This window comes from Flavobacterium sp. (genome assembly GCF_013822155.1).
In the GTDB taxonomy this organism is placed as follows: domain Bacteria; phylum Bacteroidota; class Bacteroidia; order Flavobacteriales; family Flavobacteriaceae; genus Flavobacterium.
The window spans coordinates 31,497-48,042 of the sequence record NZ_PNJW01000019.1 but is presented as its reverse complement, the minus strand read 5'-3'; the positions used below and the strand labels follow the sequence as shown (position 1 = coordinate 48,042).

Sequence of the window (16,546 nt, the reverse complement as noted above, 5' to 3'; positions counted from 1 at the left end):
AATTGGTCGGCACTCGTAAAAGGAGTAAAAAATTCCAAAAAAATAGGTTTAGGTGTATTTACTCTTAGCAAAATAGATACATTCTGTTGAATTAATAAATCTTTGATATCCCCGTTATATCGATCTGTTCCAACCACAATATCATATGAGATGTCATTTTTCTTCAAAAAGAACATAAAATGTCTGATGAAATGTTCTTCCGTATTAAAAAATATTGCATTTGGATATAGCTCAAAAGGATAAAAAATATTAGCTTCTTTTGCCACAAATGCCTCAACATATTGAGTGAAGTATTGATGTCTGGTATAATAATATACTTCTCTTATTTTTTCTTCGTCATCTTTAAACTTCTTACCTTTTAAGAAGTCATTTATTTGAGAAATATTTCCTTCCGCAAGGAATTTTGAATCATAATAGTTGAAAATATCTTCTTTTGTAACGGTTGATTTTACGTCTTTTTCTTTCTCTGACAAAAAGGCTTTCGCTCTTTCTTCAAATTTACCGGAACGGGCAAAAAACACCTGAAATTTATAGCATGGTAATTCTACTAAAGGGTAAAACCAACGTGGAAAATCGTTTTTATCAAGATTTGTTGCGGCTAATTCATAGATGCGTTCTCCACTATTTTTGGTTGGTATTTGCGTTAATTTTGGAGCACCATTATAGGTGTTAAAATTTACAAAGAAATCATTTTCTGTTTGAAAAGTCAATTTGTATTCCATAATCGGATATACATCTCCCAAATTTGTTTCTACCGGATCAAAGCCCACTTCAATGATAGATTTGAAAGGTTCTTCGGAATGCAGATAATAATCTATGATATCACCAATTTCTAGGTTTGGAATTGCTATCTTTTTTTCTTTATCAGCTACTACAGATTCCTTACTAACATCCAAAATATTTTCTTTGCCATCCGGTTTTATTACTTTTATACCAATTGAATTAGTGCCTCTTTTCATGGCATAACCTTTACTTGACAAAAAACGTTCGGTAAATGTAAATTCAGAAAATTCTTTTACAGCTGCTTCATCCAATAATTTTACTCTGATTCGTTTAGCCGAAGTATAATTTACATTTTTACCGAATTTGTGGTAATCATAAAAATCAAATTTATAAATAATAACTGCTGATTCATTTTTCCATTTGTCAGGAATAGCCACCGTTTTTGAATGAGTGTCTTGTTTTCCCCAAAAGAAGTCGCGAATCTTTACGTTATCTTGGGCATTGATAGTGGTTGCAATTAAAAGGCAAAGAATAATAATTTTTTTCATTAAATTATGATTTTATTAAAGTGATGGATGAATTATAAAATTCGACAAGTTTTTTATGAGTGGTATTCCATTTTTCTTGTTTGTTTTTTGGTAAAATTGCATTGTTGAAAATAAAAACTTTACGATAAAGAAGCTCGTTACCTTTTTGTGAGAAAGAAACTTCTACTTGATAGTCTTCTTCTTTTTGGATTAAATTTTCAGGTAGTTTTTCAACTTTATATCCTGCCGGCAAAACAATACTAATTTCAGAATCATATAAGATTTTATAATCAAGTTCGTAATCTGTTTTACGGTCTTTTAAAGTGAATTTTTTGTATTCATTCATGAATTCAAAGTTCAAATACATTTCACCATCAAAGTTACTTAATCGATTTTCAGATTCTAGTTCATAATCAATTGTTAGAGCTTGTTCCCTTGACTTTAAATCACTTGTTTTAATCGAAGTTACATGATTGTTTTTGTCATTTTTAGAAAGATATCGTTCTAATGCTTCTGCTTTTTTATCCGTTTCAAAACTATTATAAATGTTTTGAAATTCAGTACGACTTTCTCCTAAATACGTTCTTTTACAAGAGCCTTTTAGCTTTTCACCATCAACTACTAATTTTGCACGGAAAGTCTCCTTGTTCTGACTTGCTTGAACGGTTGGAATTTTGCCGATTATATAAGCATCACCATTTTCAATTAAGGTTTCTTTATTTTGAATTCTTTCAGCATATTCCTCTAGTGAAATGTTTTTTTCAGTACCATCTAAATAGATTTGTTTTCCTTTGTATAGTACTGTGCAAATCATGTGGTTGTCAACTGAAAGTGAGGGTATGGAATAATCATAAGCAATATGCTTTGTTCCAATCCATGTAAGCCTAGCATCAAAACCGGCAATAATCATCATTTGTTTGATGAGGTTTGCCATTCCTTTACAATCACCATATCTTTTTTTGAATACGTTTTGTGAATCGTCCGGTTTGAAACCCGCAATCCCATCTTCAAAAGCAATGTATCGTATATTATCTTGTACCCAATAATAAATGTTTTTTATTTTTTCTTCGTCAGTTTTAGCTTTCGCGGTCAGTTCATTTACTTTGCTTTTTAATTGCTCCGGATCATCTTTCATTTGATCGACCAAAGATTTGTACCATTTATATAAATCGGCAGTTGAATTGAACAATGTGATTTTTTCACCATTCATTTCATATGATTTGGCAATGACTAAAAGATGTGGATATAAATAAGAACGACCGGGACTGTTTTCTTCTGCAATTAAAGCAGGGATGTCGTTAAATTCATAAACAATTGTTGTCGTGTTTTTTTTGGCGTCAGTTGTTTGAGTTTTTACGATAGAATGTCCTTGAAAGTTCATTTCTTTTAACTCTAAATTCAACCATTTTGGAATAGTGACTTTTATTTTTTTCTTAATCACCGGAAATTCATCGTTAAAATAGATAGAAGTGAAATATTTTACATCTTCAAATTTCTTATCGATATGATAATTATAAGTATACCCTTGAACAGGAAAATCTATTTTTACATGTTTGACACGGGCATCATTGTAAAATAAATCATTGTCTTTGTAAAACTCATCTTGAACAGCAAAATAAGCTAATTTATCATTACGATATTTGATAGTAAAATTTTCAATTTTAGAAGAACTATCATAAAATTCATATTTGAAAATATCTGCCCGATGGTTGATATTCATTAGTAATTCATCTACTGATAAATCAACAGTTACATTTGAAGTAGATTTATTGTAACCGAATGTGATATTCTCCGTACTTTCAAGGATAGCCACATCTGATTTTTCATATTTAATTCTAATCGATTTTGCAAGGTCAATATCTGCAGGAGTAGGATCAATATTTTTTTGTCCAAAAACTGAAAAGCTGACAAAAAGACAAAGAAGTAAAGTTACTTTGATATTCATAAAAATAATTTTCCGCTAATTAAATAAAAATAATTAGGAAAAACTATGATTTATAAGAATAACTTAAGAATAAATCTGTTAAAAATCACACCGAGATTATAAACAGATAAACAGCAAATTAATACTGTTTATTTGAAATATTTAAAAGGAATTATAAGCATGCCAAAGCATTCTCCATGCTCCTTTCCAATGTGCTTATGATGCATTTTGTGTGCTCTTCTTAATGCTCTTGCATACATATTGTTTGCATTTCTGAAAAGTTTAAATCGCTGATGAATAAAAATGTCATGAACAAAAAAATAAGTTAATCCGTAGGCTAAAATTCCTAAGCCAACTGCCAGACCTATTTCTAAAATTTCATATTTCCACAAGAGAAAAAAACTTATGCTAACAATAGCATAAAATATAAAAAATGTATCGTTACGTTCAAACCAAGAGTCATGGTCTTTTTTGTGATGATCAGCGTGTAGATGCCACAGAATTCCGTGCATAATATATTTATGGGTAAACCAAGCCATAAATTCCATCATGAAAAAGGTAGCAAAAAAAATGAGAATATGAATCCACATAATAAGTTGAGTTTAAATAATATTCAATCGGTAATTAAGATAGCATTTTGCTAAAAGTCCAGCTTTTTCGTAATCAGGCACTCTAATACGTGTGTTTTTTATTTCTAATGAAGGTGTCTTTTTTAATTTTGACAACAATTTTTTATAATATATATAAGCCGTATAAACACCAAATTTAGCTTCAATTGGAAGTTTTTGAATCCCTACAAATCCTGCAGCAAAGTCTGATTCAATTTCTGTTATAATCTCTTGCTTTGAAGTTTCATCTAGTTGATTCAAATTCGTATTAGGAAAATAAGTTCTGTTTAAATCTTCAAAATCAGCCTTTAAATCTCTTAAAAAATTCACTTTTTGAAAAGCAGAACCCAATCGCATGGCACTATGCTTTAATTCTTCATATAATGCTTCATTTCCTTTCACAAAAACTTTTAAACACATAAGTCCAACTACATCTGCAGAGCCATAAATATATTCTTGGTATTCAGCGGTAGTTTGATATTCTTTTTTATATAAATCCTGTTTCATGCTTTTCATAAATGCGTCAATTAAATCTTTTGGGATTTCATATCGATTCACAGTGTGTTGAAAAGAGTTTAAAATTGGATTTAAACTAATTTTGTTTTGTAATGCTTTTTCTAAATCATGTTCAAATAATTCAAAAAGAAGTTCTTTATCATATTCATGAAACGTATCTACAATTTCATCTGCAAATCGGACAAATCCATATATATTATAAATATCTTCCCGAATACTTGGGGCAAGCATTTTTACGGCAGAAGAAAAAGACGTGCTGTAAGATTTAGTTACTAACTTACTGCATTCAAAGGATACATGGTCAAAAATTGATTTCATAGCGGTAATTTATAACTTGATTTATGAATACTTTTCAATTAATTCTGAAACTAATTTCCCCGAAATTAGAGAGGGAGGAACACCAGGTCCGGGTACTGTTAATTGTCCGGTAAAATAGAGATGTTGCACTTTTTTACTCTTTAATTTTGGTCTCAAAAAAGCTGTTTGCATAAGTGTATTCGCCATTCCATATGCATTTCCTTTGTAGGAATTATAATCTTTTATGAAATCGTTTACACAAAATGATTCTTTAAAAATAATATTATTTTTTATATTTTGGTGTGTTAATTTTTCAAAACGGGTAATTATTTTTTCAAAATATTTTTGTCTGATTGCTTCAGTGTCTTCAATTCCGGGTGCTAATGGTATTAAAAATATACCAGCTTCTTTCCCTGCTGGTGCTACAGAAGAATCTGTTTTTGATGGAAAACTGGCGTAAAACAAGGGTTCTTCCGGCCATTTTGGATTGTCATAAATAGCTTCTGCATGTTTTTCAAACGAGACATCAAAAAATAATGTATGGTGTTCTACATTTTCAATTTTTTTGTCAAATCCAATGTAAAATAGAAGCGAAGAGGGAGCGAATGTTTTGTTTTCCCAAAATGATTCTGAATAAACTCTATCTTTTTTGTCCAATAATGTTTCTGTGTGATGATAATCAGCACCGCTTAAAACAATGTCACAAAAATGTTTTTTACCATTCACTTGTATGCCAATGGCTGCTTTATTTTCAACAATGATTTTATCAACTGATGCATTTGTTTGAACCACTACACCAAGTTCTTTTGCCAAAGTTTCCATTGCAAGTACAACACTATACATTCCATTTTTTGGATGCCATGTTCCTAAACCAAAATCTGCAAAATTCATAAAACTATAAAAAGCAGGAGTATTACTTGGTTTTGCTCCCAAAAATAAAACAGGAAATTCTAAGATTTGAATGAGTTTATCATTTTTGAAACGTTTTCGAACTTCTTTACTGATAGTAGAAAAAAATTGACCAACTTTTTTTGCAGTTTCTAATGTAATTAACTCTAGCGGAGAAACACCAGGATTATAAACTAAATCTTTAATGGCGATATCATAATTGTTCCTGGCTTCTGCCATAAATTTTTCAAGTGTTTTACCACTTCCTTTTTCAATCGACTCAAAGGTGTTGATTATTTCAGGTAAATTATCAGCAATTGTAACAAAATCACGAATCCCAAAATAAACTTGATAAGCGGGAGAGAGTTTTATTAATTCGTAATAATCAGAAGGTTTTTTGCCAAAATCAGCAAAAAAACGTTCAAAAACATCAGGCATCCAATACCAAGTTGGGCCAATATCAAAGGTGAACCCCTCTTTTTTTAGTTGTCTAGCACGGCCGCCAATTGTTGAATTTTTTTCAAAAACCGTTACGTCATGCCCTGCTTTCGCTAAATAGCAAGCTGCTGCTAATGCAGAAAATCCGGAACCAATAATGTGTATATCTTTTTTCATAATGTTTAACAAAAATAGTGAAAAAGCTAAACAAAACAAAAAATTGTGAAAAAATTATAATTCTTTGGATAATTCTAGTATTGAATTGAAAGTTTTAATTTTAGAATTTTGATTTGGTTTAATGTATTCTGTCATGCGACCAATTGCCCATAATTCAGCATTTTCTCCTTCAAGAATCTCTTTATGAATTTCTTTCATATAATCTGATATATTGTCTTTCGTAGGTTCAACTGTCATGTAAGAAATGTAGACTACGTTGTCAAAATAGCGTTTTATATCTTTTAAACTATCAATGGGAACACTTTCTCCTAAATATATTGTTTTGTAGCCATTTAATATAACTTCATAATTGAGATACATTAACCCTAATTCGTGAATTTCGTTTGCCGGTAAAAAGAGCACAAAAACTTTATCAGTTCGAGTAGGTTCTAACAGCTGTATTTTTTCGGTATTAACTAATAGCTTTTGTTTGATGAGGTAACTTATAAAATGTTCATGAGCAGGAGTGATTGTTTCTGCTTGCCACAACAATCCAATTTCATTCATGAGTGGTATGAAAACTTCATAAAAGACTTCACGAAACGATTTTTCTGAAAGTAAATTTGAATAGGTATTGAAAAATAACACTTGGTCAAAATTCATCATTGCCATTTTAAAGGCGTTAATAGCATGATGTTTAACGCTCTTTTCATTCACAATTTCTCTTACCATTACGTTAATTTTATCAGGAGAGAGTTTTGAAATTTTGGAAATTTTATAACCGTGATTATGTAATAGGGTAATGTTTAATAGCTTTTGAAGGGCAACTAAATCATAATAACGAATGTTAGTTTCTGTACGCATCGGTTCTAATACATTATACCTTTTTTCCCAGATTCTAATAGTGTGTGCTTTGATGCCGGAAAGGTTTTCTAAATCTTTGATGCTAAAAACATTTTTTACATTGTTCATTGTTTCGTATTGTTTGTTAAACAAAAGTAAACAAATAAAACAAACTTTAAAGGTTTTTAAATATTTTTTTTGGAAATGGTATTTTAAAACAAAAAAAACGCACAAGAAAACTTGGCGTCTTTTCATTTAAAGTATTCATCCGTGACCACGATGGGATTGACTTCGTCTCTCCCTAAAGCTCCGCTTTGAGAATTCTTAAAACAAAAAAACGCACAAGTAAACTTGGCGTCTTTTCATTTGAAGTATTCATCCGTGACCACGATGGGATTCGAACCCATACGCCTTGCAGCACCACCCCCTCAAGATGGCGAGTCTACCAATTTCTCCACGTGGCCTGATATAAAAAAAAGTAAAGACGTTGCACGCAACGTCTTTACTTGTGACCCGACTGGGGCTCGAACCCAGGACCCCATCATTAAAAGTGATGTGCTCTACCAACTGAGCTATCGAGTCATTAGCATCAAAAAATTTCAAAAAAATTGTGACCCGACTGGGGCTCGAACCCAGGACCCCATCATTAAAAGTGATGTGCTCTACCAACTGAGCTATCGAGTCAAATGCAATTTCTTGAATGCGGGTGCAAATATACGTCCTTATTATTTATTTTTCAAAGCAATTTTGTCTTAAATTTGTCTTTTTGGCAGATTCTTTCTTAACCCCTTACTGTACAAGGAATTATTATAATGAAAAAAATTATTTTACTCGGATACATGGGGTCAGGTAAGACCACAATCGCTTCTATAGTAGCTGATGTTTTGAAAAAAAAACATCTGGATTTGGATAAACTTATAGAAAAAAAGGAAGGAAAAACTATCAATTCAATTTTTGTAACGAAGGGTGAAATTTATTTTAGAAAAATTGAACATGAAGTTTTTAAAGATTTAATGGAATCGAAAGATGACTTTGTGTTGAGTGTTGGAGGCGGAACTCCCTGTTATGCAAATAATCACTTATTTCTAAAAGAGAAAGAGGTGATTTCAATTTATCTTAAAACATCTGTTGAGGAACTATTCAAAAGATTATTGCAAAGTAAATCAGAAAGACCTTTGATTGCTAAAATGAATGAGGATGAACTAAAAGAGTATATAGCCAAACACCTTTTTGATAGAAGTTACTATTATCACCAAGCTCAGCATTTCATTTCTACAGATAATAAATTGGAAAAGGAAGTGGTTCAGGAGATTATTAAATTACTGACTTAAATAGGCATAACTATTTCCTTCTTCGAAAACAATTTGGACATGTTCCTGAAATGAAGTGGATAGTGAAATACCTTTAAAATCTACTTTTACAGGATATTTTTTATGATTCCTATCTACTAAAACAGCTGTTTTGAATTTTGTTAACGGAACATCTAAAAAATGTTTCACACCATAAACTAAAGTAGTCCCGGAATTAAGAACATCATCCACTAAAATCAGTCCTTTGTTTTCATAGGCTGCTTTATCTAAGGAAGTGGTGATAGGTTCAAAAGGATTATGTTTATTTGCATGCACTTCACACAATGTCACTTTGAATTCTGCTATTTTTTCTAAATCCTTAGCTAACTTTTGAGCAAAAATAAACCCATTTTTAGCAATGCCAGCAATTACAATTTCTTTTTCATCTACAAAAGTTTCATAGATTTGATAAGCTATCCGCTTGATTTTATGTTCGATTTCCTGATGAGTGAGTATAATGTTTTGTGGCATAAGTTTTATTTTTTCTCAAAGATAAAAAAGAGTTCGTTGTTTTCTCTTGGTTTTATTGAATTATGAGCAGTTTCTAATATTTTTATATTGAATTGATTTTGAAATAAGGATCGATATTCATTTTTATTTCCACCAAAAGGTGGGCCTTTTTCAGTTAACGGAAATTGAAAAAGTAAGCCAACTATTTTACTGCCTGAATTTAATAAAGAGCCCATTTTTGACACATATTTTTTTCGTAAATCAGGTGCAATCGCACAAAAAAAAGTTTGTTCAATAATTAAATCAAAAGTATCACTTAGCTCAAAAAAATCTTTATGAATGAGGTGTTTGTTGTCAAGGTGAGGTATTCTCGTTTGAATATTTTCTAAAGGAGTTTTAGCGATATCTATCACAAAAACATTTTGAAATCCTGCATTATATAAATATTCAAATTCATATCCATTTCCTGCTCCCGGAATTAATATTTTTAATTCTTTGTTTTCAATCTGATCGATATATTCCTTTAAAGGTGTAGAAATTGTTCCGATATCCCATCCAATCTCATTCAAATGATACCTGTTTTCCCAATAATCTTTATTCAGTTTCATTAGTATCTTCTGTATAATTTTCTATATCCCGACGGTCTTTTTTTGTTGGTCTCCCTTCACCGTTTTTACGATAATGTTCCTTGGATAATTTTAGTAGTTCTAAATGTGCAAAAGCTTCTTCCGGAGTTTCGTCTTTTCGATAGATGTCAACCAATTTGGCTCCAACTCTGTTTTCAGGTATTGCTAATACCCTTATTTTATAAGTGATTTGGTCTCTTCTAAATGTCACAGCATCGGATGGAAATACTTCACGAGAAGGTTTCGCGACTATACCATTTACCGTAACATGGTTTTTTTTACAAAGCTCAGTAACCATGTTTCTGGTTTTGAAATAACGGACACACCATAAATATTTATCGACTCTCATGCTTTATTCAGAAATCTACGTTAATTTTTATACAAAAATAAATCAAAATTGTATCTTGCAGCACTTATTTTAGAAAAAGTATTCAACTAAAATAAAGCTAACAAAAAGAACAAAAATTAAATAAATATGTTGTTAAAAAGTTTAAAAGTCCCAATGTTGATGGTGCTGTTTTCATTTTTATCCATTTCGTGCAAAGATGATGATGACGCTACAACTGTAACACCTCCGAATGACAGAACTGAGCAATATGCCTCAGATATCGATTCAATTGAAAAGTATTTAAAAACAAATTACATGACTTTAGATAGTGAATTGAATGCTGTAATAACTGAAATTCCGACAGGAGGTAGTCAGGTATCTATTTGGGATCAAACAGATTATCCTTTGAATAGTATTACTGTTAAAAATGACACTCGATTAACAATTAGAACTGATGGTGGAATTGATGATCCTGTGGAATATAAATTGTATTATGTATTATTGAATGAAGGTGGAGGTCAAAATCCGTTGACAATTGATTCTTCATTTGTAGATTATCGAGGTTGGAATTTAGATAATGTTGAGTTTGACAGAACTTCAACTCCTGTTTGGACATCCTATCCAATCACGAATGTTTTTATATCCGGTTTCAGACAAATTTTGCCGATTATGAAAACGGCAGAAAGTATTGTTGAAAATCCAGATGGAACAATTAATTATATTAATGCCGGAAATTGTCTGGTTTTTATTCCTTCAGGTTTGGCTTATTATAATAGTCCACAAGGAGCCAATTTACCGGCATATTCCAATATTGTATTTCAAATCAACCTGAAAACGTTAGATAAAATTGACCATGATTCGGATAGAATTTTATCTTATATGGAATTATATGGAACAGAAACGGATTACTTCATGCAAGATTCGGACGCCGATTTGATTCCTGATTTTTTAGATACCGATGATGATGGGGATGGTTTTTTAACCAGAAATGAATTCAAAATTTCAGGAACTGACCCACAAGAATATTATGATTTTACAACTATTCCGGATTGTAGTGGAAATACAACCAATCCAATTAGGTTAAAAAGATACCTTGACCCTAGCTGTCATCAATAAATAAAAAAAATCCCGAGCAATCGGGATTTTTTATTTGAGGTAAAAAGGATGGTTATTTTCTTTTGATTACTTTTTCTGCCTTTGCAATAATAGCTTGGTGATTTAATTCATATTTTTCCATCAATTGGTCAGGAGTGCCGCTTTCACCAAAACTGTCATTTACTGCTACAAATTCTTGAGGAACTGGATTGTTTAAGGATAAAGTTCGGGCAACACTTTCTCCTAAACCTCCTAAAATATTATGCTCTTCTGCAGTAACTACGCAACCTGTTTTAGCAATCGATTTTAAAATTGCTTCTTCGTCCAATGGTTTAATAGTGTGAATATTGATAACTTCTGCAGAAATTCCTTTTTCTTCCAGTTTTTCTGCTGCAATTAAAGCTTCCCAAACTAAATGTCCAGTAGCTATAATAGTCACATCGCTTCCTTCATTCAAAAGGATTGCTTTTCCTAATACAAATGGTTCGTCAGCAGGCATGAAATTTGGCACTACTGGACGACCAAAACGTAAATAAACCGGACCGTGGTGATCGGCAATGGCCAAGGTCGCAGCTTTAGTTTGATTGTAATCACAAGTGTTAATTACTGTCATTCCGGGAAGCATTTTCATCAAACCGATGTCTTCTAAAATTTGGTGTGTTGCTCCGTCTTCTCCTAAAGTTAATCCGGCATGAGAAGCACAAATTTTTACATTTTTGTCTGAATAAGCAACCGATTGACGAATTTGATCGTACACTCTTCCTGTAGAAAAGTTGGCGAATGTTCCTGTAAATGGAATTTTACCACCGATGGTTAATCCGGCTGCAATGCCAATCATATTGGCTTCTGCAATTCCGATTTGGAAAAAACGTTCCGGATGATTTTTTTTGAAATCATCAAATTTTAACGAGCCAATTAAGTCGGCACACAAGGCAACCACATTTTCGTTTTTTTGTCCGAGTTCGGTCATTCCTGCTCCAAATCCTGAACGAGTATCTTTACTTCCTGTATTGGTATATTTTTTCATTTTTATTGCTATAGGCTTTAGGCAATAGGCAATAAGCATAAGGCTTAGAGCATAGTGCATAAAGCAATTTAATAATCACCTAAAGTTACGGGGTTTTGTTCTAACGCTTTTGCTAATTGATCGTCGTTGGGAGCTTTTCCATGCCATGCATGCGTGTGCATCATAAAGTCAACGCCATTTCCCATTTCGGTATGCAACAAAACGCAAACCGGTTTTCCTTTTCCGGTTCTCGATTTAGCTTCAGACATTCCGGCTAAAATAGCTTCAATGTTATTTCCTTCGGTTATTTCTAAAACATCCCAACCAAAGGCAATAAATTTTGCCTTAATATCACCCATGGGTAAAACTTCATCCGTTGCTCCATCTATTTGCTTACCATTTAAATCAACCGTTGCAATATAATTATCAACTTTATAGGCTGCTGCATACATCATAGCTTCCCAATTTTGGCCTTCTTGTAACTCGCCATCACCGTGAAGTGAATAAATCAAGTGTTTGTCACCATTTAATTTTTTTGCTAAGGCAGCACCAATGGCAACGGACATGCCTTGACCTAATGAGCCGGAAGCTACACGAATGCCGGGTAAACCATCATGTGTGGTTGGATGTCCTTGTAAACGCGTATTTAATAATCTAAAGGTAGCCAATTCTGATACCGGAAAATAACCACTGCGGGCCAAAACACTGTAAAATACAGGTGAAATATGGCCATTGGATAAGAAAAATAAATCTTCTCCATTTCCATCCATGTTAAATCCTTCTTTTCTTTCGAGAATGACTTGGTATAAGGCTGTAAAAAATTCTGTACATCCTAAAGAACCTCCGGGGTGTCCCGAATTTACGGCATGTACCATGCGAAGAATGTCTCTTCTGACTTGTGTTGCAAAGTCGTTTAATTGTTGTGTGTTTGACATTTTTTGTAGTTAAAAAATTGATGTCGCAAAAGTAAATGTAATTTTAAAGGTTGGCAAATGAATTTATGAATAGTTATCATCAATTATTCCATGCTTTATGATAAAAAGCGGTTATTTATTTCAAAATATCTAGATGTTCTATCTCATTGAGAATTATGATGAAATTCTTGAAAAAGTTGTATAAATTCTAAAAATTTCAAACTGATTTTAATTTTTGACTAACTTCAAAATACTTGACCCACTATATGACTTTACTTTTACCATATAAATGCCCGAACGAAAAGACGATATATCTACATTATTAAAATTAGAGTTTTCTACTTTCACTTTTTTACCGGTCATGTCGAATATTTCAATTAACAAGATGGAATCTTTTCCTACAATGGAAAAAGCATTAGTAACCGGATTTGGATACAGTAACCACTTTGGGTTTTCAGTAATTAACTCTTGTTCGTTTATTCCTAATGCATTCATTTCTCCAAAATATTTTGCATAAATATAATGATATGTGCCATTAGCAGAGCTGAAAGACGCTACAGGAGTATTGTTAGCCCAAAAATCGATTTTCCCTTGAGTGATAGAGGTCGCTGAGAAATTAGGCTCACCAACAAATTCCCAATTGCTACCATTGAACTTTTTTACCTTTGCTTCACTTCTGAAGTTATTTTCTAACTCATTATATATTACATATAAAACGTTATTTTGGTCTACTGAAAGTTCATGATTGCGGGTTTTTCCCGTAGTAAAAAAATCCGGTCCGACAGATTGCCAACTGCCATTATTTAATTTCTTAATATGTACTTTATCAGTATTGTCTATAAATCCCAAGTAAATATTGTTTAATGCATCAATTACAATCCTTGGGTTATAGGATTGACCTGTGTAAACGGCTAGACTAGTTTGATCTACATATTCCCAAACATTACCATTTAATTTTTTTACTGCAATGCGACCACCATTTGATGGGTCTTTAAAGGCGATATAAGGTAGGTCGTTTGCATCCAATACCAATCGAGCTTCAGTATCTCCAACATAGGCACTTCCACCGACAAAAACCCAATTGCTACCGTCAAATTTTTGCACTCGTCCCGACATGTAAAGTACATAAGGTTCGTTAGTATGACTCATTTTGAAATCAAAATAATAGCCTGCCGATAGTGAAAAGTTGACCGGACCAACGAGTTCCCATCCCGTCGAGGTAAGTTTTTTAACGCTGAGTTTGGTATCGCTGGTTGTGGACGAAATTCTATTGTTGTAGGCCAAGTAGATATTACCATCGGTGCCCGATTTGATCTTTGCGGTGTAAATTTCGTTTTCTGAGATATTCAATGCTCCTAAATTAGACCAATTATCGTTTACCAACATGCCTACTTGGGCTTTGCCATTACTTCCTTGATAGGCTATCAAAGGGATGCCATTGCAGATTGAAAAATCATAATCTCCGCTTCGTGCTATTAGATAAGGTGAGGGGCCTAAAAGTGTATATACACCATTGTTGATTTTGTAAACATCTGGTTGATAGTCCGTTCCAAAAGAAACGTGATAGGTGTTGTTTCCGGAAACAGTGTACACTTTATCATAGATAAAACCATCACTTACAATGGACTGCCAAGTTGTACCAACCAATTTTCTAACATAAATCCGAACAGGAGACATATAAACAGCACCAGCAAAACTCGCATACAACTCATTTGAATTATTAAAAAATAAATTTATACCTCCAGTAATGCCGAAATATGGTTCTGACAATTGAGTTGGAATGTTTTCCCAGGCCAATCCGTTATATCTTTTAATAATATTGTTAAGAAACATATGAGGAACATTGAAATTATCGAAGACTAAGGAGAATCCTCTTTCTGAAAAACCCGTAATTCCTACTTCTTCCCATGCAGTTCCATTGAATTTTTTCACGAAACAATTATAAGTACTGCCAACCTGATAATTAGAAACAACATAAGGAATGTTGTTGTTGTCAAGTTCAAGAGAAATGCTGGTGTAGGGAATAAATTCAGTAGTTTCCGAGATTAAAACCCAATTGCTGCCATCGAACTTTTTCAACTTAATAACATTGCCTTCACGAAATAAAATCCGGGGTAAATTATCTGAGCCAATCGCTATGTTTAAAAAAGAGGATGACAAAGTAGAGATGTCAGTTCCAACATCAGTCCAGTTGCCATTTTCAAACTTTTTGACTACCGGAGCATTATTTCCGGCAATAGCATTAAATAGTACGTATGGTATTTCGTTGCTGTCAACGGCACAATCAATTATTGGAGTACTTGGAAAGAAAAAAGGAAAATCCAAATGTTGCCATTGACCTTCAGAATATTTGCTTGCAGAAAAACGATAATTGGTACTTTGGTATTCAGGTGTTTGAATATTGAACAAAAAAGCATGGTCGTTTTTGACTACAATTGGGTTTCTTCCGGCTAAAGTTACATCGCCACAAGAGGCACTGTTAAAGTCATCATTTCCTAACGGTCGCCATATTTCTTGGGCAAAACCTATTGATTGAATGAATACAAGAAGAATTACAACTTTTTTCATAATTTATAGTCTAACGTTTTCCAAATATAAAACTTTTAAAGATTGAATTATTGGAAAATCAAATTTTATAAAGGGATTTGTTATTTAATTCCTAATTCGTAATTCCTAAATTAACAATTCTTTTATCTTTGCCCACTGTAAAAAATATATATGAAGTTTGATTTATTGACGACTGACCCTCATTCGGAAGCCCGTGCCGGAAGTATAACAACTGATCACGGCGTTATAGAAACCCCAATTTTTATGCCGGTTGGAACGGTAGCTTCTGTAAAAGGAGTGCATCAACGTGAATTAAAAGAGGACATCAATCCGGATATTATTCTTGGAAATACTTATCATTTATACCTTCGCCCACAGACAGAAATTTTAGAAAAAGCAGGAGGTTTACATAAATTCATGAATTGGGATAGAAATATCTTGACTGATAGTGGTGGTTATCAAGTGTATTCACTTTCTTCCAACAGAAAAATTAAGGAAGAAGGCGTGAAATTCAAAAGCCATATTGATGGTTCCTATCATTTCTTTTCTCCGGAAAATGTGATGGAAATTCAACGAACCATTGGAGCCGATATTATCATGGCTTTTGATGAATGCACACCTTATCCGTGTGATTATCGCTATGCCAAACGTTCCATGCACATGACACACCGTTGGTTAGATCGTTGTATTAATCATTTAGAAAATCTTCCTTTTAAATATGGTTATGAGCAAACTTTTTTTCCAATTGTTCAAGGAAGTACCTATAAAGATTTAAGACAGGAATCAGCTGAGTATATTGCTAATGCCGGAGCTCAAGGAAATGCCATTGGTGGACTTTCAGTTGGTGAACCTGCTGAGGAAATGTATGCGATGACTGAAATCGTAACCGCTATTTTACCGCAAGATAAACCCCGCTATTTAATGGGAGTTGGAACACCGGTTAATATATTGGAAAATATTGCTTTAGGTATTGACATGTTCGATTGTGTGATGCCAACCCGAAATGCCCGAAACGGAATGTTGTTTACAGCTCATGGATCAATCAATATCAAAAATAAAAAATGGGAAGATGATTTTTCGCCTATTGATGAAATGGGAATTACCTTTGTTGATACCGAATATACCAAAGCTTATTTACGGCATTTATTTGCAGCAAATGAGTATCTTGGGAAACAAATTGCGACCATTCATAATCTCGGTTTTTATATGTGGCTTGTTCGTGAAGCGAGAAAACATATCTTAGCAGGTGATTTCAGAGTTTGGAAAGAACAAATGGTTAAACAAATGGGTCAAAGGTTATAATTAACTGGA

General features: G+C 32.8%; 15 protein-coding genes and 3 tRNA genes. 3 read left to right on the top strand and 15 right to left on the bottom strand.

Features of this window, described 5'->3' with window-relative positions; translation table 11 throughout:
• The 9 genes from C0512_RS06830 to C0512_RS06790 form a co-directional block, all read right to left on the bottom strand.
• The coding region (locus C0512_RS06830; RefSeq protein ID WP_290859970.1) for a DUF3857 domain-containing protein at positions 1–1,271 on the bottom strand (1,271 nt) is incomplete at its 3' end.
• A gap of 4 nt (positions 1,272–1,275) precedes the next feature.
• Positions 1,276–3,195, bottom strand: a complete 1,920-nt coding sequence (locus tag C0512_RS06825; RefSeq protein WP_290859968.1) for a transglutaminase family protein — start codon at positions 3,193–3,195, stop codon at positions 1,276–1,278.
• Between the two features lie 128 nt (positions 3,196–3,323).
• A complete protein-coding gene (locus tag C0512_RS06820) occupies positions 3,324–3,764 on the bottom strand; it encodes a sterol desaturase family protein (RefSeq protein WP_290859966.1) in 441 nt (146 codons plus the stop codon).
• Positions 3,765–3,776: 12 nt separating this feature from the next.
• On the bottom strand, positions 3,777–4,616 hold the full coding sequence (locus C0512_RS06815; protein ID WP_290859965.1) for a phytoene/squalene synthase family protein: 840 nt from the start codon (positions 4,614–4,616) through the stop codon (positions 3,777–3,779).
• A 21-nt stretch (positions 4,617–4,637) separates the two neighbouring features.
• Complete coding sequence (locus C0512_RS06810) at positions 4,638–6,098, bottom strand: NAD(P)/FAD-dependent oxidoreductase (protein ID WP_290859963.1); 1,461 nt, start codon at positions 6,096–6,098, stop codon at positions 4,638–4,640.
• A 54-nt stretch (positions 6,099–6,152) separates the two neighbouring features.
• A complete protein-coding gene (locus C0512_RS06805; protein WP_290859961.1) occupies positions 6,153–7,049 on the bottom strand; it encodes a MerR family transcriptional regulator in 897 nt (298 codons plus the stop codon).
• Between the two features lie 253 nt (positions 7,050–7,302).
• Positions 7,303–7,384 (bottom strand) — tRNA-Leu (locus C0512_RS06800).
• 45 nt (positions 7,385–7,429) lie between these two features.
• Positions 7,430–7,502: transfer RNA gene (locus C0512_RS06795), tRNA-Lys, on the bottom strand.
• Positions 7,503–7,531: 29 nt separating this feature from the next.
• Positions 7,532–7,604 (bottom strand) — tRNA-Lys (locus C0512_RS06790).
• A gap of 128 nt (positions 7,605–7,732) precedes the next feature.
• Between C0512_RS06790 and C0512_RS06785 the strand changes: the two genes are divergently transcribed.
• The gene (locus C0512_RS06785; RefSeq protein WP_290859959.1) at positions 7,733–8,251 is read left to right on the top strand and encodes a shikimate kinase; all 519 of its coding nucleotides are present in this window, start codon (positions 7,733–7,735) and stop codon (positions 8,249–8,251) included.
• On the opposite strand, the gene C0512_RS06780 is transcribed toward C0512_RS06785, so the two are convergent.
• Genes C0512_RS06780 through C0512_RS06770 form a run of 3 tightly spaced genes read right to left on the bottom strand, consistent with a single transcriptional unit; the run spans position 8,240 to position 9,694 of the window.
• Positions 8,240–8,740 carry a phosphoribosyltransferase domain-containing protein gene (locus tag C0512_RS06780; protein ID WP_290859957.1) on the bottom strand — a complete coding sequence of 167 codons (501 nt, stop codon included), beginning with the start codon at positions 8,738–8,740 and terminating at the stop codon, positions 8,240–8,242. The genes C0512_RS06785 and C0512_RS06780 overlap by 12 nt on opposite strands.
• Positions 8,741–8,745: 5 nt before the next feature.
• Positions 8,746–9,327 (bottom strand): methyltransferase domain-containing protein, encoded by a 582-nt coding sequence (locus C0512_RS06775; protein WP_290859955.1) that lies wholly within the window; start codon positions 9,325–9,327, stop codon positions 8,746–8,748.
• Complete coding sequence (locus tag C0512_RS06770; RefSeq protein ID WP_290859953.1) at positions 9,314–9,694, bottom strand: S4 domain-containing protein; 381 nt, start codon at positions 9,692–9,694, stop codon at positions 9,314–9,316. Before C0512_RS06770 ends, C0512_RS06775 begins: the two co-directional genes overlap by 14 nt.
• A 126-nt stretch (positions 9,695–9,820) precedes the next feature.
• On the opposite strand from C0512_RS06770, the gene C0512_RS06765 reads away from it, so the two are divergent.
• Positions 9,821–10,789: a hypothetical protein gene (locus C0512_RS06765; protein WP_290859952.1), complete on the top strand. Its 969-nt coding sequence runs from the start codon at positions 9,821–9,823 to the stop codon at positions 10,787–10,789.
• Positions 10,790–10,841: 52 nt separating this feature from the next.
• Here C0512_RS06765 and C0512_RS06760 read toward each other — a convergent pair whose 3' ends face one another.
• The 3 genes from C0512_RS06760 to C0512_RS06750 all read right to left on the bottom strand — a co-directional run bounded on the left by C0512_RS06760 (position 10,842) and on the right by C0512_RS06750 (position 15,256).
• Positions 10,842–11,795, bottom strand: coding sequence for a transketolase C-terminal domain-containing protein (locus C0512_RS06760; RefSeq protein ID WP_290859950.1), 954 nt, complete (start codon positions 11,793–11,795; stop codon positions 10,842–10,844).
• Between the two features lie 68 nt (positions 11,796–11,863).
• Complete coding sequence (locus tag C0512_RS06755; RefSeq protein ID WP_290859949.1) at positions 11,864–12,709, bottom strand: transketolase; 846 nt, start codon at positions 12,707–12,709, stop codon at positions 11,864–11,866.
• A gap of 207 nt (positions 12,710–12,916) precedes the next feature.
• The gene (locus tag C0512_RS06750; RefSeq protein WP_290859948.1) at positions 12,917–15,256 is read right to left on the bottom strand and encodes a T9SS type A sorting domain-containing protein; all 2,340 of its coding nucleotides are present in this window, start codon (positions 15,254–15,256) and stop codon (positions 12,917–12,919) included.
• Positions 15,257–15,406: 150 nt separating this feature from the next.
• Here C0512_RS06750 and tgt point away from each other — a divergent pair, with 150 nt between their 5' ends.
• Positions 15,407–16,537 (top strand): tRNA guanosine(34) transglycosylase Tgt, encoded by a 1,131-nt coding sequence (gene tgt / locus C0512_RS06745; protein WP_290859946.1) that lies wholly within the window; start codon positions 15,407–15,409, stop codon positions 16,535–16,537.
• Positions 16,538–16,546: the final 9 nt, after the last annotated feature.

Excerpts from the sequence above, each read along its gene's own strand:
- C0512_RS06825 (WP_290859968.1), bottom strand. The coding sequence starts at position 3,195 with ATGAATATCAAAGTAACTTTACTTCTTTGTCTTTTTGTCAGCTTTTCA.
- C0512_RS06820 (WP_290859966.1), bottom strand. The coding sequence starts at position 3,764 with ATGTGGATTCATATTCTCATTTTTTTTGCTACCTTTTTCATGATGGAA.
- C0512_RS06815 (WP_290859965.1), bottom strand. The coding sequence starts at position 4,616 with ATGAAATCAATTTTTGACCATGTATCCTTTGAATGCAGTAAGTTAGTA.
- C0512_RS06810 (WP_290859963.1), bottom strand. The coding sequence starts at position 6,098 with ATGAAAAAAGATATACACATTATTGGTTCCGGATTTTCTGCATTAGCA.
- C0512_RS06805 (WP_290859961.1), bottom strand. The coding sequence starts at position 7,049 with ATGAACAATGTAAAAAATGTTTTTAGCATCAAAGATTTAGAAAACCTT.
- C0512_RS06785 (WP_290859959.1), top strand. The coding sequence starts at position 7,733 with ATGAAAAAAATTATTTTACTCGGATACATGGGGTCAGGTAAGACCACA.
- C0512_RS06780 (WP_290859957.1), bottom strand. The coding sequence starts at position 8,740 with ATGCCACAAAACATTATACTCACTCATCAGGAAATCGAACATAAAATC.
- C0512_RS06775 (WP_290859955.1), bottom strand. The coding sequence starts at position 9,327 with ATGAAACTGAATAAAGATTATTGGGAAAACAGGTATCATTTGAATGAG.
- C0512_RS06770 (WP_290859953.1), bottom strand. The coding sequence starts at position 9,694 with ATGAGAGTCGATAAATATTTATGGTGTGTCCGTTATTTCAAAACCAGA.
- C0512_RS06765 (WP_290859952.1), top strand. The coding sequence starts at position 9,821 with ATGTTGTTAAAAAGTTTAAAAGTCCCAATGTTGATGGTGCTGTTTTCA.
- C0512_RS06760 (WP_290859950.1), bottom strand. The coding sequence starts at position 11,795 with ATGAAAAAATATACCAATACAGGAAGTAAAGATACTCGTTCAGGATTT.
- C0512_RS06755 (WP_290859949.1), bottom strand. The coding sequence starts at position 12,709 with ATGTCAAACACACAACAATTAAACGACTTTGCAACACAAGTCAGAAGA.
- C0512_RS06750 (WP_290859948.1), bottom strand. The coding sequence starts at position 15,256 with ATGAAAAAAGTTGTAATTCTTCTTGTATTCATTCAATCAATAGGTTTT.
- tgt (WP_290859946.1), top strand. The coding sequence starts at position 15,407 with ATGAAGTTTGATTTATTGACGACTGACCCTCATTCGGAAGCCCGTGCC.